The sequence below is a fragment of the Mesorhizobium sp. M0968 genome (assembly GCF_040319065.1).
Lineage (GTDB): Bacteria > Pseudomonadota > Alphaproteobacteria > Rhizobiales > Rhizobiaceae > Mesorhizobium.
The window spans coordinates 1-22,070 of the sequence record NZ_JAMYNL010000002.1 but is presented as its reverse complement, the minus strand read 5'-3'; the positions used below and the strand labels follow the sequence as shown (position 1 = coordinate 22,070).

Below are 22,070 nucleotides of genomic sequence, written 5' to 3'. Positions count from 1 at the left end.
TTCCTGGTCCTGCTATCAACCAATATGGGCTTTGTAAGCGGCTTCATCGAGGAGTCCGTCGAGTTGGCTCTCATTGGCCAGCTTCATCTTCCACAACCAGCCGTCGCCGGTTGCCGCCGAATTGACGAGTGAAGGATCCGATGACAGCGACGTGTTGGCCTCGGTGATCTCGCCGTCGACGGGCGCGTAGACATCCGATGCGGCCTTGACCGATTCGACCACCACCGCGGTGTCGCCCTTGGCCAGCTTCTTCCCCGGCTCCGGCAGTTCGACGAAGACGAGATCGCCGAGCTGCTGCTGCGCGTAATCGGTGATGCCGACCGTGGCGATGCCGCCCTCGACGCGCAGCCATTCGTGATCTTCGGTGAAATAGGTCTTTGCCATTGAAATCATCCTTTGCGGTAGCGATGGGGCGTGAAGGGCAAGGGGTGGATGTCGACCGGGATTTTCGTCCCGCGAACGTCGGCGAACAGTTTTGCGCCGGATTTGGCAAGCGGCGTCTGGACGTAGCCCATCGCGACCGGATGACCGGCCGAGGGGCCGAAGCCGCCTGAGGTGACATGGCCGGCAGGGTTGCCGTCAGCATCGAAAAGGGCAGCACCGGCGCGCACCGGCTGGCGCCCTTCCGGCTTCAGGCCGACGCGTTTTTGCGCCGGGCCGCGCTCCAGGATGGCGCGCAGCGCATCGGCGCCGATGAAGGCGCCAGAGGCGCGAACCTCCTTGGGGATGGCCCACATCAGCCCGGCACTGGCCGGATCAATCTCCGGCGTGATGTCCAGCCCGTGCAGGCACAGCCCGGCTTCGAGCCGCAGGCTGTCGCGGGCGGCAAGGCCGACCCACATCACCCGCTCGTCCTCGAGCAGCCTGGCGACGAGGTTTCTTGCATCCGCTTCCGGCAGGCCGATCTCGAAGCCGTCTTCGCCTGTATAGCCGGACCGGCTCATGAACCATTTTTCGCGCGGCTCGATGCCGTGCATGAACACCAGCGAACCGGTCTCGATGCCGGCGCGGGAAAGGGCAGCCCACGCCTCGGGACCCTGTATGGCCAGGAAGACGCGGTCGAGCGCATCCACCTTTACATCGAAATCGCCCTCTGCATCGAAATTTTTGGCCAGTGCGCGCAGATGCTTTTCGTCGGCGGCGGCGTTGCCGGCATTGGCGACCATCATGAAGCGCTCGGCGCCGAGCCTGGTGACGATCAGATCGTCCAGAATGCCGGCCGCCTCATTTAGGAAGAACGTGTATTTGGACTGGGAAACCTCAAGCGCGCCGGCATCGAACGGGCAGGCGCGGTTCAGAAGCGCTGCTGCGCCCGGGCCGCTGATTTCGAACAGCTTCATGTGCGAGATGTCGAACAGGCCGGCATGCTCACGGCTGTGCAGGTGCTCCTTCATCACGCCGGCCGGATAGGTCAGCGGCATCGACCAGCCGGCGAAGGCGCCAAAGCGCGCACCAGCTGCCATGTGCAGATCTTCGAGGGGAAGGTGTTTGGTATCGTCGCCCGTCATGTCATCTCCAGAGTCGCACGCAAGCGGCCGCGAATGGCGACCAGTCCGTGCCCCTCTGTCTGAAGCCTGAGAGACTCGCGCCCCGTAACTCTGTCGGCAGCGCTTACACCTTCGGCGCGGGGGCAAGCCCCGACTTTCCAGAGTGTCTTTCCCGTCTACGGTTCTTTTGCCTGAGAGATTTCGGGCGATTTCCCCTTCGGCGGCAGCTCTCGCTGCTCTCTCCCACAAACAGGTAGGACTCGGTCAGGAGCCCTCGACTCGTCATCCATAGCCCGTGGACGACACCTTGTCACCTGCCGGCGACATTTTTACGCCAAGTCTTCTGCGGGCCTTCTTTACAGGCAAGCCTTCGCTAACCACGCCGCTTGCCGGTTTCTCAAGACCTTGCCGATATACCGCATAAGGGCCGGCAATTACCGGCGGCGGGCGGGGAACAAAATGGGCGAATTGATCATGAGCGCGCCGGTGGCCGGGCTGACCTCGAAAAATCGGATCACGGCGGAAGACGTGGTCATGCTGCGCGGCGAAGTGTTCGGCGACGGCGTGGTAACGCGCGGCGAGGCCGAGGCGCTGTTTGCGCTGGATGCAACGGCGAGGGACAAATGCGCAGAATGGCTTGAGTTTTTCGTCGAGGCCGTCACCGATTTCATCGTCCACCAGGAAAAGCCGGCGGGCTATGTTTCGCAAGACAATGCCGACTGGCTGATCCGGACGATTTCGCGCGACGGCATGGTCGACAGCCAGACCGAACTCGAGCTGCTGGTGCATGTGCTGGAAGTTGCCAAATCATCGCCGAGCACGCTTTCCAGCTATGCGCTGGAGCAGGTCGCTCATGCGGTCGTGGACGGCAAGGGGCCGCTGATGACCGGCGGCAGGCTTATCCCTGGGTCGATTGCCAAGGCTGAGGTCGAGCTGTTGCGCCGCATCCTTTACGCCTACGGCGGCGATGGCAACATCGCCATCAGCCGCGCCGAGGCCGAGGTGCTGTTCGAGATCAACGAGCGGACAGCGGCGGGCGACAACGATCCGTCCTGGAACGATCTGTTCGTCAAGGCGATCGCCAATTTCGTCATGTGTTCGGCCGGCTACGAACCGCCGGTGCGCGACGTGGCGCTGCGCCGGGATTCGTTCTTCGAGCAGGCCGATCCGGAGATCGGCGGGTTCTTCAGCCGCATGGTATCGGGCGGCCTGTCCGGCATCATGGAAGCCTATCGCTCACCCGGCGATATCGAAGCCGAGTGGGAGTCCAAGAACAAGGCAGCCGAGGCTCTGGCCCGCCGCGCCGAGACGGTCGATGCCGGCGAGGCCAAATGGCTCGCTGAACACATCGGCGACCGGCCGCTGCATGAGAACGAGCGCGCGCTGCTGACGCTGATCAAGCACGCCTCGCCGGAAATCCATCCGGCGCTCAAGCCGCTGATCGACAAGGTTGCATAACAGGTCGCGACCCTATTGCTTGGCGGGCTCGGACTTAGCTGTCTCGAAGCGCGACATCCATTTGAAGCTGCCGAACCAGTAGCGGCGCACGCCGCCTATGGTGCCGTCGGCGGTGCGCGCGCCGATCCAGTTGTTGACGTATTGGATGAGGCGGACATCGTCCGGGCGCATCGCAAACGCTTCCGGCGTCCGCAACAGCGGGCCGCCCACCATCGTCAACTTCGCGTCATAGAGCCTGGCGGCCATCTGCGGCGTCGGCGACGTCGCGACCATCGCCTGTGCGTCGCCGCCGATGATCGCGGCGAAAACATCTGAGGTATTGTCGAAAGACAGGATAGTCGCCTTGGGAAAAGCTTCCTTCGCGGCGGCTTCATCGGTGGAATTGGACAGCACGGCGATCTTGTATCCCGGCGCCGCCACTGCCTTGCCCGGCCTTTTCCCAAGACTGGCGATCGTCGCAACCATGCGGATATCGGCGGTGCCGGTCTGGTTGGAGAACACCACCTCGCGTGCGCGTTCCGGCGTGCTTGCGTAGCCCGCCGCGATCATGTCGAAATCACCCTTGAGCAGTCTTGTCTTGAGGTCGTTCCAGGGCACCTCGACCAGCTTCAGGTCGACGCCGAGATCAGACGCCAGCGCACTGGTCAGGTCGACGTCATAGCCGGCGAACTTCCCGTCGGCCTTCTTGAGGATCCATGGCGGGTTGAGCGCCACGCCGATCGTCAGTGTCTTCTGGTCGATGATGCGCTTGAGACTGTCGTCCGCCCGGGCTGGCAGCAGCGACAAAGCCAACCAGGCAGAAAGGGCAAGTATAGTTGTGGCGATCATCTTAGCGCTCATTAATATAACCTCGCTGAGCCCGTCCGGTTGTCAGATTTACACAGAGGTGCCATTCTGTCGATAGCGGACCCTGATGGAGAGTTGCGATGTCGGCACGGATGGCGGTTACCGGTTCGATGATGTTCCTGGTTTGCCTCCTGGGCAATCCGGCGAAGCTTTCGCTGCTGCCGGCGGCAGCGCAGGCTGCGGGGGCAAAACGCGTGGTCTGCTCCAGCGCCGACTACCGCTATTCCTATTGCGGGATCGATACGCGCCGCGGCGTGCAGTTGACCTCCAGGCTGTCGAAGGCGCGTTGCGTATACGGTAGAAGCTGGGGCTATGACGGCGGCGGCATCTGGGTCGACAATGGTTGCTCGGCCGAATTCGCCGTCGCCGGCCCCAACCGCAATCCCTCTGCTGGCGACGTCGCCGCAGCCATTATCGTCGGCGGCGTGGTAGGCGCCATTCTCGACAACGGCAATTCGCATCGCCATCATTCCGATAATTACTATCCGAAGCCGCGCCCGCGCCGTTACGACCAATCGATCGATCCGACGCCGCAATTCGACAATCAGGGCAACCCCAACTTCGATACCCACGGCAACTACCAGGGACCGCACGGGCTGGGCAAGCTTGTCACCCCTGACGACAATCCTGACCTGAATCCGGCCCTGCGCAGCGACGGCGACGACAGCGACGACGACAGTTAGATGAAGCTTGGGTCAGGTTTCGGTCAGATGCCGCCGTACCAGTCGTAGCCATTGTCCTCCCAATAGCCGCCTCTGCCGCCGCCGATATTGGCGAAGCCGTCGACCAGCTCGATCTTGTAGAGGTATTTCGGCATCTTGTAGCCGAGCTGGCGCTCGACGCGGACGCGCAGCGGCGCGCCGTTCTCGACCGGCAATGGCTTGCCGTTGAGGCCATAGGCAAGGATCGTCTGCGGATGGCGGGCATCGACCAGGTCGATCGAGCCGTAATATTTGATGTCGCCGGCCAGGCTGCGGTCGATCGTATCGAGGCAGTGGAACATGACGTAGCGCGCCTGCGGCTTGACCACAGCCTGGTCGAGCACCAGCGACAGCGGCGTGCCGGTCCATTTGGCAATGCAGCTCCAGCCTTCGACGCAGTCGTGGCGGGTGATCTGGGTGCGGCTCGGCATGTTCATCAGCTGCTCGCGGCTCAGCGACAGCGGTTTTTCGACGAGGCCTGAAACCTCGAGCCGCCAGTCGGCGAAATCGCTGGCGAGCAGGCCCTTGTAGAAATCGTCGTCCGGTGCGGTGACGCCGTTCGGCCGCTGCGGCTGGCGAATGTCGGCCTCGGTGAACTCCGGCGCCAGCGCATCAGCGCCGGCAAGCAGTCGCTGCGCCCGCCAGGTCAGGCCATTGGCGCTTTCGAGGAAGCTGCGCAGGCTGTCGCCGACGCCCAGCTGGCTGTCGAAGGCGTCGCAGCCCGACAGCATGATGCCGGAAAGGCCGAGGCTGGCCGAGGCCAGGAACTTTCTTCGGCTTATCTGTAGCTTGGGGCTGATCTCGAATTTCGCCATGTCAGGCACTCCTCTCTGGCGCTTTGTCGCCAGACGCCGGCGGGTCGGTTCGGTACCACCCGGTGATGATCGAGCGCAGCTCGTTGATCGGGCCGGCGGCCAGGATCATCAGGATGTGGATAATGAAGAAGGCGACGAGCAGCAGCATCACCGTGAAATGAATGGTGCGCGCCGTCTGCCGGCCACCGAGCAGATCATTCAGGAGCGGCAGCACCGAATCCATGCTCGGCGACATGGCAAGGCCGGTGATGATCATCAGCGGCAGCAGCACGAACAGCACGCCGCCATAGGCCATCTTCTGCAGCGTGTTGTAGTCGCGCGTGTGATGGAACCTGAGCTTGGCGTGCTCGACAATGTCTCGCGGCAGGCGCCTGAAATCATCGAGGCGCGGGGCAAGATCGCGGCGCAAATGGCCGTTGATTAGGCTGGCGACCAGCCAGACCACCAGCGTGGTGGTCAGCACCCAGGCGAAGAAGAAATGAACGACGCGCGCTGTGCCGAGATCGTAGTAGGAAGGGATCGTCGCCCAGGACGGGAAGGCACGGGAGGTCTCCTGGCCGGCCGGACCCGACCAGCCGAGCACGCCAGTGGTATCGAAGCGCTTGCCGAAGATTTCGGTATAGCCGCGCGGGCCAGTCGCCGTATTCTCGGCGCCAATGGCGAAGACGGTGTTGTTGTAGCCAAAACCCGACTCCTTGCCGATATAGAGCTGCGGGCGGGCGTTGAAGATCTGCAGGCCGGAAAGCAGCATGAAGAACAGCGCGATCGCCCACAGCCAATGCGTCAGCCGCGTCCAGCGCGACTGGCGATAGATCAGCGTCGCATCCGTCGAAGCAGCGCTATCTGCCTCGGTGCTGGCTTCGCCTCTGGCAACTGATTCCATGTTTTCCGTGCCTCCCTGCCAAGCGGTTCCGCATGGCCTCGTCAGATCTCTTCTCCTCCCAATACGTCGCCAGCCTAAGCGATGTTTCACCCGATCACGGATTTATTACGGACTGCCGAGGCTGACGGCGAGGTTGACCGCGGCTGCCACGATGACCGTGTTGAAGAAGAACGACAGGATCGAATGCACAAGCACGACCCGGCGCATTTGCGAGGTCGTGATGTTGGTGTCGGCGGTTTGCGCCGTCATGCCGATCACCGTGGCGAAATAGAGGAAATCCGAGCCTTCCGGCCGCTTGCCGCCCGGGAAGTCGAGGCCGCCGACCGGAATTTTCTTTTTTGTGTCGCCATCCATCACATCGCCATCCAACCAGTAGATATGCGCGTAGTGAAGTGCGGCCATGGCATGGATGGTCAACCAGCCAAGCGGGATAGACAGCAGCGCCACCGTAAGCTCGACGGTGTCCGCGCTCTTCTCTCTGTTGATCAATTGAAACAACGAAATGATGGCAATAGCGACGACAATCAGCGTGACCGCGAAGATGGCCAGTACCGGCAGGTCCGTGTCGCCTGCATTCTTTCGCAGATAGCTGCCGGTAAGCCGCGGCATGTGGGCGATGACAAGAACGAGATAGGCGGCAAAGAACACATTGGCGCCGATCGAATAGGCAAGCGGCGCACGCCAGACCAGCGCGGCGCCAAAGGCTGCCACGCCGATGCAGGCCGACACCGCGAACGGCGTGTGGCGTCGCATGGGCATCTTGGTCGGGGTACCAGTCGCCATGGCCTTCAGTCCGCAGACGCGGATTTCAGCGCCCGCCGTAGGATGCGGTCAAGCTCGCCGAGGAACCGCGAGCGGTCCTGCGGCGCGAAGCTCGAATTGTAGCCCTTGCTTTCGCCGGTCTCGCGCAGATGCTGCTTGAGATCGCGCATTGCCACCGCCATGCCGATCGTTTCGGGCGTAAACGGGCGTCCGGTCGGACCAAGTACGTGGGCGCCAAGCGCCACCGCGCGCGCGGCAAGCGGGATATCGGCGGTCACCACGATATCGTTGGACCGGGCATTTTCGACTATCCAGTCGTCGGCGGCATCGGCGCTCTTGGAGACGACGACATTGCGGATCATCGGATCGCGCGACGGACGCAAGCCGCCATTGGAGACGAAGGTGACGACGATGCCGTGCCGCTCGGCGACTTTTTCGACCTCGGCCTTCACTGGGCAAGCGTCGGCATCGACGAGAATAGCAGGTGCGGGCATCGTTGTTCCAAATGTGAAAGAGCCGGGCGGCGTCGCCCGGCTCGATCGATGATAGTCGAGCGGCTACTAGGCCGGCAACGCGCCGGACCGCTTGGCCGTCCAGGTGGCGATATAGTCCATCAGTCCTGGATTGAGGCAATCATAAGGTTCGAGCCCGATCGACTTCAGCTGTGACCTTATGCCGTCCATGCGGCTTGGATCGACACCGGACTCGATGATCGACGAGACAAAGGCGGTGAAGCCCGGCGGCGCCCAGCCGTCTTCCTGGAAGCGTTCGGGATGGATGAAGGACAGCCCCTTGAAAGCGTGGTCGCGCTCGACCGGGCCGTGCATGTGGACGCCGCAGCCGGTGCAGGCATGGCGCAGGATCAGCGCGCCCGGATCGACGATCTTCAGCTTGTCGCCGTTTTCGGTCACCGTCACGTCGTTTGTACCGGCGACCGCCACGACCGAGAACAGCGCGCCTTCCGGCTTCCAGCATTTGGTGCAGCCGCAGGCATGGTTGTGGGCGATCTGGCCCTTGACCTTGACCTTGACCGGGTTGCTGGTGCAGGCGCAGACCAGCGTGCCGCCGGCAAAGTCGGCCTTTTCCCGTGGCAGTCCATTGTCGATTTTAGGATGCAGTTTTTCCGGCATTTTTGTCTCCTCCCTGGTTGAACATCTGCATTTTTCGGCCGTTGGCTGGTTAGCCGACGGCTTTCTCCTCGTCAGTAAACCACCACGCTCCTGATCGACTTGCCTTCATGCATCAGGTCAAAGCCCTTGTTGATGTCCTCGAGCTTCAGCGTGTGGGTGATCATCGGATCGATCTCGATCTTGCCGGCCATGTACCAGTCGACGATCTTCGGCACGTCGGTGCGGCCGCGCGCGCCGCCAAAGGCGGTGCCCATCCAGGTGCGGCCGGTGACGAGCTGGAACGGCCGCGTCGAGATCTCCTGGCCGGCGCCGGCAACGCCGATGATGACCGACTTGCCCCAGCCGCGGTGCGAGGCTTCCAGCGCCTGCCGCATGACTTTGGTGTTGCCGGTGCAGTCGAACGTGTAGTCGGCGCCGCCGATCTGGTCGGCGCCGCGCTTGGTCATGTTGATGAGATGAGCCACGACATCGCCGTCGATCTCCTTCGGATTGACGAAATGCGTCATGCCGAATTTCTCGCCCCATTCCTTCTTGTCGTTGTTCAGGTCGACGCCGATGATCATGTCGGCGCCGGCAAGGCGCAGGCCTTGGATGACGTTGAGGCCGATGCCGCCGAGGCCGAAGACGACCGCCGTCGCGCCTTGCTCGACCTTGGCCGTGTTGATCACAGCACCGATGCCGGTGGTGACGCCGCAGCCGATGTAGCAGATCTTGTCGAACGGGGCGTCGGCATTGACCTTGGCCACGGCGATCTCGGGCAGCACGGTGAAGTTGGAAAAGGTCGAGCAGCCCATGTAGTGGAACAGCCTGTCCTTGCCGATCGAGAAGCGCGAGGTGCCGTCCGGCATCAAACCCTGTCCCTGCGTGGCGCGGATGGCGGTGCACAGATTGGTCTTGCGCGACAGGCAGGACGGGCACTGCCGGCATTCCGGCGTATAGAGCGGGATGACATGGTCGCCCTTCCTGACCGAGGAGACGCCCTTGCCGACGTCGACGACGATGCCGGCGCCCTCATGGCCGAGGATCGCCGGAAACAGGCCTTCCGGGTCGGCGCCCGACAGCGTGAACTCGTCAGTGTGGCAGATGCCGGTTGCCTTGATCTCGACCAGCACCTCGCCATCGCGGGGACCTTCGAGGTCGACCTCCATGATCTGCAGCGGCTTTCCGGCGGCAACGGCGACAGCGGCGCGCGTTTTCATCAGGCAATCCTCCCAAGGCACTCTGCAATCCAGGTTAGATTTAACTTACCATTCAGCTCTGCGCTATGCACGAAGCGACGTTGTGACCCCGGATTTTCGTCAGCGCCCGCCGATTTGCATGCGGGATAGGCTCCGACTTTGCCTTGACCGGCCCCCTGAAGCCCATAAAACGGGAAGCCCGTAAAAGAAGGGCAGCCGAGGGACGAGGCCTGCATGTTCACAAAGATCCTGGTCGCCAACCGTGGCGAGATCGCCTGCCGCGTGATCAAGACGGCGCGCAAGATGGGCATCGCCACCGTCGCAGTCCATTCCGACGCCGACCGCGACGCCGTGCATGTCGAAATGGCCGACGAGGCGGTGCATATCGGGCCTTCGCCGGCTGCGCAAAGTTATCTGGTCGCGGAAAAGATCATCGCCGCCTGCAAGGCGACAGGAGCAGAGGCCGTGCATCCCGGCTACGGTTTCCTGTCCGAGCGGGCATCCTTCTGCGAAGGGCTGGAGCAGGAAGGCATCGTCTTCATTGGCCCGAAGCCCAAGGCCATCAAGGCGATGGGCGACAAGATCGAATCGAAAAAGTTCGCCAACGCGGCCAAGGTGTCGACGGTGCCCGGCTGGCTCGGCGTCGTCGAAAACGCCGCCCGTGCCGAAAGAATAGCCGGCGAAATCGGCTATCCCGTGATGATCAAGGCTTCAGCCGGCGGCGGCGGCAAGGGCATGCGCATCGCCTGGAGCAAGGCAGAGGTGCGCGACGGCTTCGACCGGGCGCGGTCGGAGGCGAAAAGCTCGTTCGGCGATGACCGCGTCTTCATCGAAAAATTCATCGTCGATCCGCGCCATATCGAAATCCAGGTGCTCGCCGACGCGCATGGCAACACGCTCTATCTCGGCGAGCGCGAATGCTCGATCCAGCGCCGCAACCAGAAGGTCGTGGAGGAGGCGCCGTCGCCGTTCCTCGACGCCAAGACCCGCAAAGCCATGGGCGAGCAGTCGCTGGCGCTGGCCAAGGCCGTCGACTACCAGAGCGCCGGCACGGTCGAGTTCATCGTCGACAGCGACAAAAACTTCTATTTCCTGGAAATGAACACGCGGCTGCAGGTCGAGCATCCGGTGACGGAACTCGTCACCGGCATCGACCTGGTCGAGCAGATGATCCGCGTGGCAGCCGGCGAAAAGCTCGCCATCAAGCAGAGCGACGTCAAGCTGAACGGCTGGGCGGTGGAAAGCCGCCTCTATGCCGAAGACCCGTATCGCAACTTTCTGCCGTCGATCGGCAGGCTGACGAAATACCGGCCGCCGGAAGAGGGAAAATTCGGCGAGGTCGTTATCCGCAACGATACTGGCGTTACCGAAGGCTCGGAAATCTCGATGTTCTACGACCCGATGGTCGCCAAGCTGTGCACCTGGGCGCCGACACGGCTGGCGGCGATAGACGCGATGTCGGAAGCGCTGGACAGTTTCGTCGTCGACGGCATCGAGCACAACATACCGTTCCTGGCGGCGCTGATGCAGCATCCGCGCTGGCGGGAAGGGCGGCTATCGACGGCGTTCATCGCCGAGGAATATCCCGACGGCTTCGCGCCCATTGTGCCGAACAGCGAAGAAAACGCGGTGCTGGCCGCGATCGCCACCGCGGTCGAACTGCTGCGCCGCGACCGGCTCGACCGGCTGGGCGGGCGGCTGGCGCCGCATTCGGGCGCCTTGAAACGCGATTGGGTGGTGAAGATCGGCCGGGATTATCTTTCGGTTGCCATCGTCGAAGGCATGATTTCCATTCCGATGGAGCTCGACCTCACAATCGACGGCGGCAAACCGCTGACGGTGACCTCCGACTGGCGGCCGGGCGATCTCATCTGGCGCGGCGCGGTCGGCGGCCGCAAGGTCGCGGCGCAGGTCAGGCCGGTGCTGAATGGGTTCCGCATCGCCTGGAAAGGCATCTCGGTGACAGCCCGCGCCATGCTGCCGCGCACCGCCGAACTCGAAAGGCTGATGCCGGAAAAAGTGGCGCCGGATACCTCGAAGATGCTGCTATGCCCGATGCCCGGCCTCGTCGTGTCGATTGCCGTTGCCGAGGGGCAGGAGGTCAAGGCCGGCGAGACGCTGGCCGTGGTCGAGGCGATGAAGATGGAAAACGTGTTGCGCGCCGAGCGCGACCTCATCGTCTCGAAGCTCAACGCCAAGCCCGGCGACAGCCTTGCCGTCGATGCTGTGATCATGGAATTCGCGTGAGGTTGGACCCGCCCTCGACGCTCTGTCTGAAGTTGGCGGGACAGCGCGCCCCTCTGTCCTGCCGGACATCTCCCCCTCAAGTGTCCCTAAAGTGGGGAGATTGGCAGCTTCGGGGCCCAGCTCGCTCCTGCAACGTTGGAAATTGGCGAAAGCCGAGATGATGGCCAATCTCCCCCCTCATGGGGGAGATGTCCGGCAGGACAGAGGGGGGCGCGAAGGAACGCGACCTGCAATCCTCTGGATACGCCCTCGGGAGACGGACAACTCGAATTTTTCCCCGTCGCGCCGTATTTTGTTCTTGCTTTGTGCCGGCAGCTATGCTATTAATTTGGCTATGGTGCTAATTGGCTCCAACGACCCGCCCGCCGAGGCGGGTTTTGTTTGTAGCCTGAGGTTGGCGGGACAGCGCCCCTCTCTGTCCTGCCGGACATCTCCCCCACAAAGGGGGAAATTGGCAGCTTCGGCGGTTGCTCTAAACCTCCAAAGCTCTAATCACTAGCGCTGGACTCGTGCTACCCGGCGCTCGACAATACAACTTCATCGACTGAGTCCCTTCAGGCGGCGCGAAAAAACCATGGCGGATGAAAGACTTCCACGCGATCCCTTGCTGCGCGAGGCCTATGCAAAGGCGTCGCGGGCGGAGGCGGCGGCGCGTCGATTCATTCATCTGCGCGTGCATTCGGCCTATTCGCTGCTCGAAGGTGCCTTGCAGCTCGGCAAGATCGTCGGCCATGCGGTGCAGGACGAATGCCCGGCAATCGCCGTCACCGACACCAACAATCTGTTCGGCGCGCTGGAATTCGCCCAGAAGGCGGTAAAGGATGGCATCCAGCCGATCATCGGCTGCCAGATCGACCTCGCCTTTTCCGGCGAGGCGAGCGACAGCCAGCGCGACCGCAGGCGGCAAGGACCGGAGATGCGGCCGGTCGTCCTGATCGCCGCAACCGAGGCCGGCTACGGCAATCTGGTCAGGCTGGTCAGCCGCGTCTACCTCGAGACACCGCCCGGCGAAGCGGTGCATCTGACGAGCGAGATGCTGCAGGGCCACACCGACGGATTGATCTGCCTTACGGGCGGGCCGCGCGGTCCGATCGGCACTGCCTTGAAACAGGATCGCCGCGAACTCGCCGAGACCCGGCTGTCGGCGCTCAAGGGCCTGTTCGGCGACCGGCTCTATGTCGAGCTTGAGCGGGTCTCCGGTTACGACCGCGCCATCGAGCAGTCGTCGGTCGACCTCGCCTACCGCCACGATCTGCCGCTGGTTGCCACCAACGAGGCGTTTTTCTTCTCTCGTGAAGACTATGAGGCGCATGACGCCCTGATCGCCATCGCCGAAGGTTCCGTGGTGGCGGCCGACAATCGCCGCCGCCTTTCGCCCGACCACTTCCTGAGAAGCCAGGCCGATATGGCGAGGCTGTTCGCTGACCTGCCGGAAGCAATCGACAACACCGTCGAGATCGCGCTGCGCTGCTCGTATTACCCGAAGACCCGCAATCCGATTCTGCCGCGCTTTGCCGGCCGCGATGTCGCCGACGCCGATGCTGCGGTCAAGGCGGAGGCGCAGGAGCTTGCCAGGCAGGCGCATGAAGGGCTGGAGGCGCGGCTGGCGGCGCACGGCCCGACGCCGGGCTACACGGTCGAGCAATATCGCGAAAGGCTGGATTTCGAGCTCGGCGTCATCGAGAAGATGAAATATCCGGGCTATTTCCTGATCGTTGCCGACTTCATCAAATGGGCCAAGGCACAAGGGATTCCGGTCGGCCCGGGCCGCGGTTCGGGCGCCGGCTCGCTGGTCGCCTATGCCACGACCATCACCGACATCGATCCACTGCGTTTTTCGCTGCTGTTCGAGCGCTTCCTCAATCCCGACCGCGTGTCTATGCCCGACTTCGACATCGACTTCTGCCAGGACCGGCGCGAGGAAGTCATCCGCTACGTCCAGCAGAAATACGGCCGCGACCAGGTTGGCCAGATCATCACCTTCGGCACGTTGCAGGCGCGCGCGGTGCTGCGCGACGTCGGCCGCGTGCTGCAGATGCCTTACGGGCAGGTCGACAAGCTGAGCAAGATGGTGCCGTCGAACCCGGCCAATCCGGTCAAGCTCGCCGACGCCATCGCCAACGAGCCGCGCTTTGCCGAAGAGGCGGAGCGTGAGCCGATCGTGCAGACGCTGCTCGATACGGCGCAGAAACTGGAAGGTCTTTATCGGCACGCCTCGACGCACGCCGCCGGCATCGTCATCGGCGACCGGCCGCTGTCGGAGCTGGTGCCGATGTACCGCGATCCGCGCTCGGACATGCCGGTCACGCAGTTCAACATGAAATATGTCGAGCAGGCCGGGCTGGTGAAATTCGACTTCCTTGGCCTGAAGACGCTGACGGTGCTGGACAGGGCCGTCAAGCTGATCCGCCGCCGCGGCATCGAGATCGATCTTGCCCACATTCCGCTCGACGACCCCGAAACCTACGCCATGCTGTCGCGCGGCGAAGTGGTCGGCGTGTTCCAGGTGGAAAGTGCCGGCATGCGCAAGGCGCTGATCGGCATGCGGCCCGACTGTATCGAGGACATTATCGCGCTGGTCGCGCTCTACCGGCCGGGGCCGATGGAGAACATACCGACCTACAACGCCAGAAAGCACGGCGAGGAGGAGATGGCGTCGATCCACCCGAAGATCGACCATCTCGTCAAGGAGACGCAAGGCGTCATCGTCTACCAGGAACAGGTGATGCAGATCGCGCAGGAGCTCTCCGGCTATTCGCTGGGCGAAGCCGATCTGCTGCGCCGCGCCATGGGCAAGAAGATCCGCGCCGAGATGGACAAGCAGCGCGAGCGCTTTGTTTCGGGCGCGGTCGAGCGCGGCGTCGGCAAGCCGCAAGCCGACTTCATCTTCGACCTGCTGGCAAAGTTTGCCGACTACGGTTTCAACAAATCGCATGCCGCCGCCTATGCCGTCGTCTCCTACCAGACCGCCTATCTGAAGGCGCATTACCCTGTCGAATTCCTGGCGGCGTCGATGACGCTCGACATGGGCAATACGGACAAGCTCGCCGATTTCCGCCAGGATGCGCTGCGCCTCGGCATCGAGGTGGTGGCGCCGTCGGTCATGACGTCGTTCCGGGATTTCGAGGTCGGCGAGAACCGCATCTTCTATTCGCTGGCCGCGCTCAAGGGCGTCGGCGACGCGGCGGTCGAGCACATCGTCGCCACGCGCGGCGAAAAACCCTTCAAGAGCCTTGCCGATTTCTGTGAAAGGGTCGATCCGAAGATCGTCGGCAAGCGCGTCTTCGAAAGCCTGATCATGGCCGGCGCGCTCGACTGCTTCGGTCATGACCGCGCGGCGATGATGGCCGGCGTCGAGCGGATGATGGGGCTGGCGTCGCTGGCGCAGCAGAATGCCGTCACCGGCCAGCATGACATCTTTGGCGCCTCGCTCGGCGCACAGTCGCAGGCGCTCAACTTGCCGGCGACCGATCCCTGGCTCGCCGCCGACCGCCTGCACCGTGAATTCCAGGTGGTCGGGTTCTATCTCTCGGCGCATCCGCTCGACGAATACAAGGCGGCGCTGCAGAAAATGCGGGTGCAGACCTGGGGCGAGTTTTCGGCCGCCGTCAAACGCGGTGCTGCCGCCGGCCGGCTCGCCGGCACGGTGACCACCAAGCAGGAGCGCAAGACGCGCACCGGCAACAAGATGGGCGTCGTGCAGTTCTCCGACACCTCCGGCCAGTATGAAGCGGTGCTGTTTTCCGAGGGGCTGGCGCAATACCGCGACCTGCTCGAACCCGGCCGCTCGGTGGTGATCACCGTTTCGGCCGAGGACAGGCCTGAAGGCGTCAATCTGCGCATCCAGACCGTGCAGTCGTTGGAGGAAGAGGCAAGCCGTATCCAGAAAGCGTTGCGCATCTTCGTCAGAAATGACGCACCGGCATCGACAATCCAATCGCAGCTTGGCCAGCGCGGCGACAGTCAGGTGAGCATCATCGTCATCAAGGAAGGCGGCGAGGGCGAGGTCGAGATCGAGTTGCCCAACCGCTACCGCGTATCGCCGCAGATCGCGTCGGCGATGCGGGCGGTGCCGGGCGTGGTCGAGGTGGAACTGGTCTAAGAGTTAGCGCACGCTTATGAAGCGGCGATCTCCGCCGGTTGCGGTGCTCTCCGCTGCAGGTTGAGCAGATTTCCCATGAGGATCAGCAGGGCGCCACCGGCGGTGAAGGCGTCGATCTGCTCGTGATAGAGCAGCCATCCGATCACCGCCGACAGCGGCACGCGCAAAAAGTCCATTGGCGAGATGACCGTCGCATCGGCATAGACAAGTGCGCGGGCCATGCAGAAATGCGACGACATGCCGGTGAAGGCGATGAGCAGGATCCACGGCCAGAGCTCAAGCGGCGGGTTGCGCCATTCGTAAAGCGCCGGGACGAGGCCAAGCAGCGACTGGATGATCAACATCCAGAAGATGATGCGCACGACGCTGTCCGTCCGCGTCAGCGACTTGACGAGGACCACCGAGACGCCGAAGCAGACCGCGGCTCCCAGCACGATGACATGTCCCGGATTGACCGCGCCGACGCCCGGACGCACGATGATCACAACGCCGATCAGCCCGAGCACGATCGCCGCCAGCCGTGGCCGGGACAGCCTTTCGCCGAGGAAAGCGACGGCCAGCAAAGCGGTCCAGATCGGCGTCGTGAATTCGATCGAGATCAGTACCGCAAGCGGGATCAGCGTCAGGGCGTAGAGCCAGGCAGCCTGGCCGGTATAGTGGACGACGTTGCGGGCGATATGAGCCAGCGGGCGTCCGGTGCGCATCGCCGCAAAACCGCCTGACATCATGACCAGCGGCAACAGGATGAAAAAGCCGATCACCGAGCGCAGCTCGAGCACCTGGAAGACGTTTAGTTCGGCCGTCGTGGCACGGCCGGCCACCGACATCGCCAGGAACGAGGCGATCGACAGCGCCATCCAGAACGCGGCCTTGGGGATCGAGGGTGCGGGTGCCATGCGGCTATGTCGCAAGCCGGAGCGCTCATCGCAACCGCTAGCCGACGCATTCGACTGGGCCAGCCGCGCAGCGTTGCAAACAGTGATGTTGAAGCCGGAACCCGCCGCTGAGGGGAGCGTTGGTCCCTCAGTGTTTGCGTGCTGTGTTTTGGATACCAACGAGGAGCGGTCCGATGAAATCACTTGCACGATTTGTACTTGCCGGCTGCCTGACGGCCGGGGCCGGGGCAGCGCATGCCGACGATCCGGATTTTCTTCGCTCATTCCAGGGGAATTTCGCCGGCAAAGGCATCGTCAAGGTGACCACCGATGCGCCGACGGTGAATGTCTCCTGTCATTTCAATTCCGACGCAACGTCGAGCTCGCTGTCGCTCGACGGCAGCTGCCGCGGTCTTATCGTGGTAACGCGCGCCATCAGCGCCGATCTCAAATCGAGCGGGACGAAATACACCGGCACCTATGTCGGATCGCGCACCGGGCCGGCGCAATTGAGCGGCAGCCGCTCCGGCAACGCAATCAATCTCGGCATCCGTTGGGCCAAGGAGGTCAATGGCGATCGCAAGGCGCAAATGACGGTCGAGAAGAACGGCGAGAATGGCATGCGGCTGATCGTCGTCGATACCGATCCGAAAACCGGGAAGAGTGTGGTGACCACCCGGATCGATCTGCAGCGCACGTGATCTTCTTGTTTGATCATGATCTTTTTGAAAACCGGTTTCCACTTTTCGCGTACGCGGACCTTCGGTTCGGGATCATGGTCTGGTTGTGAAAATATGACGCTTAGTACCGACGCAAAGACGGCTCGGGGTGGGCAGCAGTCAGTCCCGGCACAGCGATCTTGACGGGTTGGAAGCCGATCGGCAGCCAAGATTTCATCGTTCGTTTCGTTGGACCATCATAAACATTCGGGATCGGCCGAAACTTCCCCAACTTCGTCATCGTAGGGCGAAGCAGGAGCGAAGCGCCGTCGCGGAGACCCTGGGATCCATGCCGTTACCACGCGGCAGTGCGCCTGCGGACCAGTACCGAACTACCACCCCGTTCCGCGAAAAAGCTCGAACCACTCTGGATTGGTCTTCTCGATCAGCTCGATCTTCCACTGCCGCGGCCAGCGCTTCAGCGAGTTCTCGCGCTGAATGGCGTCACGAATGTCGAAATGTTCCTCGTACCAGACGGCGATTATATATTTGACAAACCCGACTTCCCCTAAAGGTCTCGCGATGCTACCTATCCGCGAGGTGTTTGGGGGAAACATGATCCGCATAGCAATCGTTGTAGCCATTGCCGCTAGCGCAACCGCATGCACTAGTCAGGCGAATGTTCCTTATTCGAGCAAGGGAACTTGCAAGAACTACCCCAGCTATGCCGCGTTCAGCGGAGGGGGCAAGTGGATAAAAATCAACATTAATGCCTGTATCCCAGACACACCAAATAAATCCTGCATGATGTATTCTGATGCTACCGGGCAAACGGTGATCAGGTGTAACCCGCTCACGCGCAAATCGGCAACTGCCGAAGGCCGTGCCAGACAGCTTGCAGGAAGCAAATACCCCTAATTCCACGCTGGGGCGCTACCCAGCCGTAGGGGAATGGCCTCTTAGAACATCGTAGGCTGTGAGCTTCGGCGGTCACGCCGGTCGCCTTCAATGGCATCCCTAATGAAGCGAGCAGACTTAGCGGTTGCCGTGCGGCACTCGCCGGGCCCAAGGCTATTCTCTTCTTCAATCCGCTCCGACGACAGAGCTTCTGACGCCATAGTAAAAATCAACTCTTTCGTGGTCATCGCGTCCCGAAGACTGGATTTTTCAGGCACGCCCTTTGCAGCCTTCATCTGCTTTGCCGTTTTGCCGAACAAGGTTGTGTAAGTTGCGTTTGTGCAAGCCGCGAAGTCGGTAGGTACTGTAACGCCGTGACCAGCCAACATGGCGGTGTAGTCATTCCGAGCGCTTCTTGCCAAAGCGCGCTTTGCGGCCCACTCGTTGGCGGCAGAGCCGGACTTCTGAAGAATCTCGTCGGCAAGGGTCGCATCGCCCTGCTTGGCACGAAGGAAAGTTTCTCTGACCTCGACGGCCAGCTTGGGGCTGAGATACTCGGCAAAAGCCAGTGCAAGTATCGGATGGGCGTATGTGCCGCCGTTCGGCCCTGTCTTTGAGCGCCAAATCAGAGACGTTTTGAATTGGTGGGATTTTCCCACTAATTTCTCATGCAGTTCTGTCGCGATCGCCATCCACTGGGGAAGGCGCTGGAAATCTGCAGGTCGCTGATTTTTTGAATATCCAGCGGCGGAATGGATATCCGTCACGCAAACGAAACCGTCCGCATCTTCGCGAATTAAGCGCCCACGTACCGTGATCTGGAATGCACTGTCCTTGTTCATTGGCATTAGCCTTTCCGCCGCTAACGGCTCGAATCGAGATGACCCCGATTGTACGGCGACAAGCGATCGCGTTCTGCTAATGTTCCATCTCTGTGGTTGTGGGGATAAAGGGTGCCCGCACGGCCTATTTGGAGCGGTCGGCCAACCCCTTCTTAGGCCTCGGCAGTTCCTTGTCGTCCTTCGGTTGGGCCGACTTCACTACCTTTTTCAACACGCGGTCAAAGGCTTCCTCTGACTGGTCGGTTTCCAGTTCGCGCGCGGCCTCTTTGAATTTCTGCAATTGACTTTGCTTTTTAGTTGCCATTGTTTTGCCTTTCCTTCGGAGGGCAGCATGGAAGACGCTGAAGCGATACAAAAGCTCAAGCCATTTTTGGATAGTAACCCAAAATCGGAAGTGAAGAAAACATCGCTCACGGGCGAGGAAATCTTAGCGGTTTCCAATCCATGGGGCGACCCAGCGATGATAATAGCCTTGGATGATGATCAAGACGATACAATTGCGATACTAAATAAGATCATATTCCCCGAGAGGCTTTCAGCTATCTTTCATGTTGATAGCAAGAGGCTAGAAGTCCTTTGGACCGCCTATGCCTTGAGCAACAATAATAAGGAGGTTTTTGGCCGTTCCTTTGAATTCCACTACAATAACAAGACGCACAAATGTCACTTTGCAAAAGCGAGCGATGAACTCATCGCGTTATCCGCATTCATTAAACCCGTTGGCCCAACTGAAAATGGCTATCGAAACACGCTCTCTTTCATCAACTATGCCTTCGCTCTGGGCATTGACGAGGAGCCCGATAAAAGATTTGGGGTCCCAGCCTGCTTTTACATTGAAGACATCGACTATTCTGAAGACAGAATAATCGAGTTTCTCAACTGTTTGAACTTTTATATGTCTTACTATGACGCCCTCACCCCTCGGGTAATCATCCATCCGCCGCAATTACCGAAGGCGCCTAGCGAAGTTGGAACCCGGTATCGTTATGAAAAGTTTCCCACCGTAATCTCTGCCCACCCGTTGGATTCCGAGCTACTCCAGTTCTGGGGCGCTACGGAGAATCCAGAGCCGGCCAGGAAATTTCTCTACGCTTACCGAATTATCGAGCATTCCGCTTTTTTCTTCGTGGAAAGCGCTCCCAAAATAGCAGTTCGAAAAGCGCTTATGATGCCCCACGCCCTTGATGATATTAGCGGTACGGCTGACCGCGTACTGGCAGCTGTCAGGTCTTCAACCATAAATGAATACCAGCGCTTTGAATCCGTCATGGCTAAAGCTGTGGACCCTCAGATCCTTTGGAAATTCCTGGAGGTCAACGTTGAAATGTTCTCGAAGAACGAGACGTTTGACGGGGGCTTTGAGATCGGTCCGTTGATCGCAGGGCTTCAGAGCAAGGACGATTTTATGAACAATGGAGTGCGGAATATCTGCAACTCGGCTCGCAAAATCCGGAATGCCCTTGCACACGGTCGGGAAGACAAGAACGCTACGGTTATTCTCCCAACTAGGTCCAATTATGAGAAACTTCGCCCTTGGTCCAACCTGATCGTTCGGGCGGCCGGGGAAATTATTCTATACGAGCACGCTTAGCAGGAATTTGGTTTCATTTTGTTAACCTATTTGCAAAGGGTTTTCTTGTATGTCATAATTTGTGCGACTATTTAGAGGGGAACGTAGTTCCCCCTCCGAAGGGCTTAACGGAGAACACGCCAATGACTATCGGTGGTTGAAGAGACCCGCCCCCAAAGGGCGGGTTTTCTCGTTTTAACGGCGTCTCCGTTTTTGAAGGGTTCTCCCTTCCAGAGCGGCAGCTTTAACTGCACCGGTTTCCGGTAATGATCCTTCTTGGCATCAAAAAGCTTGTCGGTAGGTAAGGCGCTTGCCCTTAGCGCCCTTCAAGGCAATGAGTGAGCGAACGTTGTCCTCGATGCCCATGGCCGAACGGTTGGAATAGCGGAAATCGAACTCTGCCAAATAGCGGTGCAGATGGTGTTCGGCGCAATGCTGGTAAACGCCTTTCATGCCGCGCTTGAAGATCGAATAGAAACCTTCGACGGTATCGGTGTTGATGTTGATGCGCTCGCCAGCGCCGTTGGTTTCGATGCGGCCGTGTTCGTTGACGCCATGCTCGACGCGGCTATGGGAAGCGAACTCGCCGCCGACGCGCTTGTAGCCATGGGCTTCGTCGGTCATCGTGCCGTTTCCTTTGCGATGTTGGCGCGAACAATCGGGACCACCTTGGCAATCGACGTGCTGTCGATATGGAAGGAACGGGCTATGCCGCCACGCTCCACAAGCGTAAGCACGGTGTTCTTGTGAGCCGCGCCGGTCCTCTGCTTCGGAACGCCAGCAAGGCGGCCAATGTAGGTTTCGTCCACCTCAACGGACTTGCCGTTGCCGCCCATGGGCGTGAAGTCATCCGAGCGCATGGCCTCGCGAATGCGGTGCGACAGGAACCGAGCCGTCTTGTAGGTGCATTCCAGAACGCGGTGCAGCTGGTGCGAGGAAATGCTCTTCTTTGACGAGCACATGAGGTGGATGGCCTGCAACCACTTGTGCAGGGGCAAATGGCTTTCCTCGAAGATCGTGCCCATGCGAACCGTGAACTGGCCACGGCAGGCGGCGCACTTGTAGAGGCCGTGACGTTCAACGCCGTGCGGGTTCTTCTTCGAAGGCTTGGAGCGAACGCCAGCCAGCTTGTAGTGCTTACCCATTGATCCGCAGTGATGGCAGACCGGACCCTGCGGCCACAGCATGCCCTCTACATGCTCAAATGCGGCGGCTTCATTATGGAAGTAGGGGCGGGACAGAACGGACATGGCGATAACTCCTTGGATTCGTTATCGCTCATCCCGTTTGGGTTTGTCAAATATATAATCGCCTACCAGACCAGGCGCTGCACGCCGTAGCGGCCGGTGAAGCGCGAACCTTGGCCGGATTTGTGCTCCGGCATGCGGCGGCCGAGATCGTTGGTGACGCCGATGTAGATCGTGCCGTGCTTCTGGCTCGCGGTCATGTAGGTATAGCCGGTCATGGCTGAAGGGTAGCTGGCACAGTTGCGGATACAAGCGCCGTTCTGAGCCGCTGTATTCTTCGGCTTAGGTCACGGCATGATGGGGTGGACGGCGCCCGACGGCATCGGATGTGCCAGAATGAGTTCGTTGAGATCTCAAACAAGGGAGCCGTC

At 61.0% G+C, this 22,070-nt stretch carries 20 protein-coding genes, 1 pseudogene and 1 riboswitch; of the genes and pseudogenes, 6 read left to right on the top strand and 15 right to left on the bottom strand.

Annotation, left to right across the window (positions count from 1 at the left end):
* Nucleotides 1-15: 15 nt before the first annotated feature.
* Together gcvH and gcvT are read right to left on the bottom strand one after the other, a co-directional pair.
* Entirely contained in the window at nucleotides 16-384 is a 369-nt protein-coding gene (gcvH, locus tag NKH67_RS02955) for a glycine cleavage system protein GcvH (protein WP_352492743.1), read from the bottom strand.
* Between the two features lie 5 nt (nucleotides 385-389).
* Complete coding sequence (gcvT, locus tag NKH67_RS02950) at nucleotides 390-1,508, bottom strand: glycine cleavage system aminomethyltransferase GcvT (RefSeq protein ID WP_352500837.1); 1,119 nt, start codon at nucleotides 1,506-1,508, stop codon at nucleotides 390-392.
* A 148-nt stretch (nucleotides 1,509-1,656) separates the two neighbouring features.
* Nucleotides 1,657-1,743: riboswitch (glycine riboswitch) on the bottom strand.
* 203 nt (nucleotides 1,744-1,946) lie between these two features.
* Here gcvT and NKH67_RS02945 point away from each other — a divergent pair.
* Complete coding sequence (locus NKH67_RS02945) at nucleotides 1,947-2,945, top strand: hypothetical protein (RefSeq protein ID WP_352451341.1); 999 nt, start codon at nucleotides 1,947-1,949, stop codon at nucleotides 2,943-2,945.
* Between the two features lie 12 nt (nucleotides 2,946-2,957).
* Here the strand turns inward: NKH67_RS02945 and NKH67_RS02940 are convergent, their stop codons facing one another.
* Nucleotides 2,958-3,773 (bottom strand): transporter substrate-binding domain-containing protein, encoded by an 816-nt coding sequence (locus NKH67_RS02940; RefSeq protein WP_353030270.1) that lies wholly within the window; start codon nucleotides 3,771-3,773, stop codon nucleotides 2,958-2,960.
* Between the two features lie 98 nt (nucleotides 3,774-3,871).
* Here NKH67_RS02940 and NKH67_RS02935 point away from each other — a divergent pair, with 98 nt between their 5' ends.
* Nucleotides 3,872-4,474 (top strand): DUF3011 domain-containing protein, encoded by a 603-nt coding sequence (locus NKH67_RS02935; RefSeq protein WP_352500835.1) that lies wholly within the window; start codon nucleotides 3,872-3,874, stop codon nucleotides 4,472-4,474.
* Nucleotides 4,475-4,497: 23 nt separating this feature from the next.
* On the opposite strand, the gene NKH67_RS02930 is transcribed toward NKH67_RS02935, so the two are convergent.
* The 6 genes from NKH67_RS02930 to NKH67_RS02905 form a co-directional block, all read right to left on the bottom strand.
* On the bottom strand, nucleotides 4,498-5,307 hold the full coding sequence (locus NKH67_RS02930) for a molybdopterin-binding protein (RefSeq protein ID WP_352500834.1): 810 nt from the start codon (nucleotides 5,305-5,307) through the stop codon (nucleotides 4,498-4,500).
* 1 nt (nucleotide 5,308) lies between these two features.
* Entirely contained in the window at nucleotides 5,309-6,190 is an 882-nt protein-coding gene (locus NKH67_RS02925; protein WP_352500833.1) for a cytochrome b/b6 domain-containing protein, read from the bottom strand.
* A 105-nt stretch (nucleotides 6,191-6,295) separates the two neighbouring features.
* The gene (locus tag NKH67_RS02920) at nucleotides 6,296-6,973 is read right to left on the bottom strand and encodes a DUF1345 domain-containing protein (RefSeq protein WP_352500832.1); all 678 of its coding nucleotides are present in this window, start codon (nucleotides 6,971-6,973) and stop codon (nucleotides 6,296-6,298) included.
* A 5-nt stretch (nucleotides 6,974-6,978) separates the two neighbouring features.
* Nucleotides 6,979-7,446, bottom strand: a complete 468-nt coding sequence (locus NKH67_RS02915) for a YaiI/YqxD family protein (RefSeq protein ID WP_352500831.1) — start codon at nucleotides 7,444-7,446, stop codon at nucleotides 6,979-6,981.
* Between the two features lie 66 nt (nucleotides 7,447-7,512).
* A complete protein-coding gene (gene gfa, locus NKH67_RS02910; protein WP_352697755.1) occupies nucleotides 7,513-8,082 on the bottom strand; it encodes an S-(hydroxymethyl)glutathione synthase in 570 nt (189 codons plus the stop codon).
* Nucleotides 8,083-8,153: 71 nt separating this feature from the next.
* A complete protein-coding gene (locus NKH67_RS02905; protein ID WP_352970794.1) occupies nucleotides 8,154-9,281 on the bottom strand; it encodes an S-(hydroxymethyl)glutathione dehydrogenase/class III alcohol dehydrogenase in 1,128 nt (375 codons plus the stop codon).
* A gap of 213 nt (nucleotides 9,282-9,494) precedes the next feature.
* On the opposite strand from NKH67_RS02905, the gene NKH67_RS02900 reads away from it, so the two are divergent.
* Both NKH67_RS02900 and dnaE read left to right on the top strand, forming a co-directional pair.
* A complete protein-coding gene (locus tag NKH67_RS02900; protein ID WP_352503867.1) occupies nucleotides 9,495-11,507 on the top strand; it encodes an acetyl-CoA carboxylase biotin carboxylase subunit in 2,013 nt (670 codons plus the stop codon).
* Nucleotides 11,508-12,081: 574 nt separating this feature from the next.
* Nucleotides 12,082-15,609: a DNA polymerase III subunit alpha gene (gene dnaE, locus NKH67_RS02895; protein WP_352503868.1), complete on the top strand. Its 3,528-nt coding sequence runs from the start codon at nucleotides 12,082-12,084 to the stop codon at nucleotides 15,607-15,609.
* Between the two features lie 14 nt (nucleotides 15,610-15,623).
* Here the strand turns inward: dnaE and NKH67_RS02890 are convergent, their stop codons facing one another.
* The gene (locus tag NKH67_RS02890) at nucleotides 15,624-16,505 is read right to left on the bottom strand and encodes a DMT family transporter (protein WP_352471788.1); all 882 of its coding nucleotides are present in this window, start codon (nucleotides 16,503-16,505) and stop codon (nucleotides 15,624-15,626) included.
* A gap of 173 nt (nucleotides 16,506-16,678) precedes the next feature.
* On the opposite strand from NKH67_RS02890, the gene NKH67_RS02885 reads away from it, so the two are divergent.
* Nucleotides 16,679-17,185 carry a hypothetical protein gene (locus NKH67_RS02885; RefSeq protein WP_352471786.1) on the top strand — a complete coding sequence of 169 codons (507 nt, stop codon included), beginning with the start codon at nucleotides 16,679-16,681 and terminating at the stop codon, nucleotides 17,183-17,185.
* A 350-nt stretch (nucleotides 17,186-17,535) separates the two neighbouring features.
* On the opposite strand, the gene NKH67_RS02880 is transcribed toward NKH67_RS02885, so the two are convergent.
* The 3 genes from NKH67_RS02880 to NKH67_RS02870 form a co-directional block, all read right to left on the bottom strand.
* On the bottom strand, nucleotides 17,536-17,787 hold the full coding sequence (locus tag NKH67_RS02880) for a GIY-YIG nuclease family protein (protein ID WP_352503869.1): 252 nt from the start codon (nucleotides 17,785-17,787) through the stop codon (nucleotides 17,536-17,538).
* 315 nt (nucleotides 17,788-18,102) lie between these two features.
* Complete coding sequence (locus NKH67_RS02875) at nucleotides 18,103-18,882, bottom strand: KilA-N domain-containing protein (RefSeq protein ID WP_352766731.1); 780 nt, start codon at nucleotides 18,880-18,882, stop codon at nucleotides 18,103-18,105.
* A gap of 124 nt (nucleotides 18,883-19,006) precedes the next feature.
* On the bottom strand, nucleotides 19,007-19,186 hold the full coding sequence (locus tag NKH67_RS02870; RefSeq protein ID WP_352503925.1) for a hypothetical protein: 180 nt from the start codon (nucleotides 19,184-19,186) through the stop codon (nucleotides 19,007-19,009).
* 27 nt (nucleotides 19,187-19,213) lie between these two features.
* Here NKH67_RS02870 and NKH67_RS02865 point away from each other — a divergent pair, with 27 nt between their 5' ends.
* A complete protein-coding gene (locus NKH67_RS02865) occupies nucleotides 19,214-20,473 on the top strand; it encodes a hypothetical protein (RefSeq protein WP_352503926.1) in 1,260 nt (419 codons plus the stop codon).
* A gap of 261 nt (nucleotides 20,474-20,734) precedes the next feature.
* Here the strand turns inward: NKH67_RS02865 and NKH67_RS02860 are convergent.
* Both NKH67_RS02860 and NKH67_RS02855 read right to left on the bottom strand, forming a co-directional pair.
* Nucleotides 20,735-21,702: pseudogene (locus tag NKH67_RS02860) on the bottom strand (IS1595 family transposase).
* 62 nt (nucleotides 21,703-21,764) lie between these two features.
* Nucleotides 21,765-21,917, bottom strand: a complete 153-nt coding sequence (locus NKH67_RS02855; RefSeq protein ID WP_502893712.1) for a GIY-YIG nuclease family protein — start codon at nucleotides 21,915-21,917, stop codon at nucleotides 21,765-21,767.
* Nucleotides 21,918-22,070: the final 153 nt, after the last annotated feature.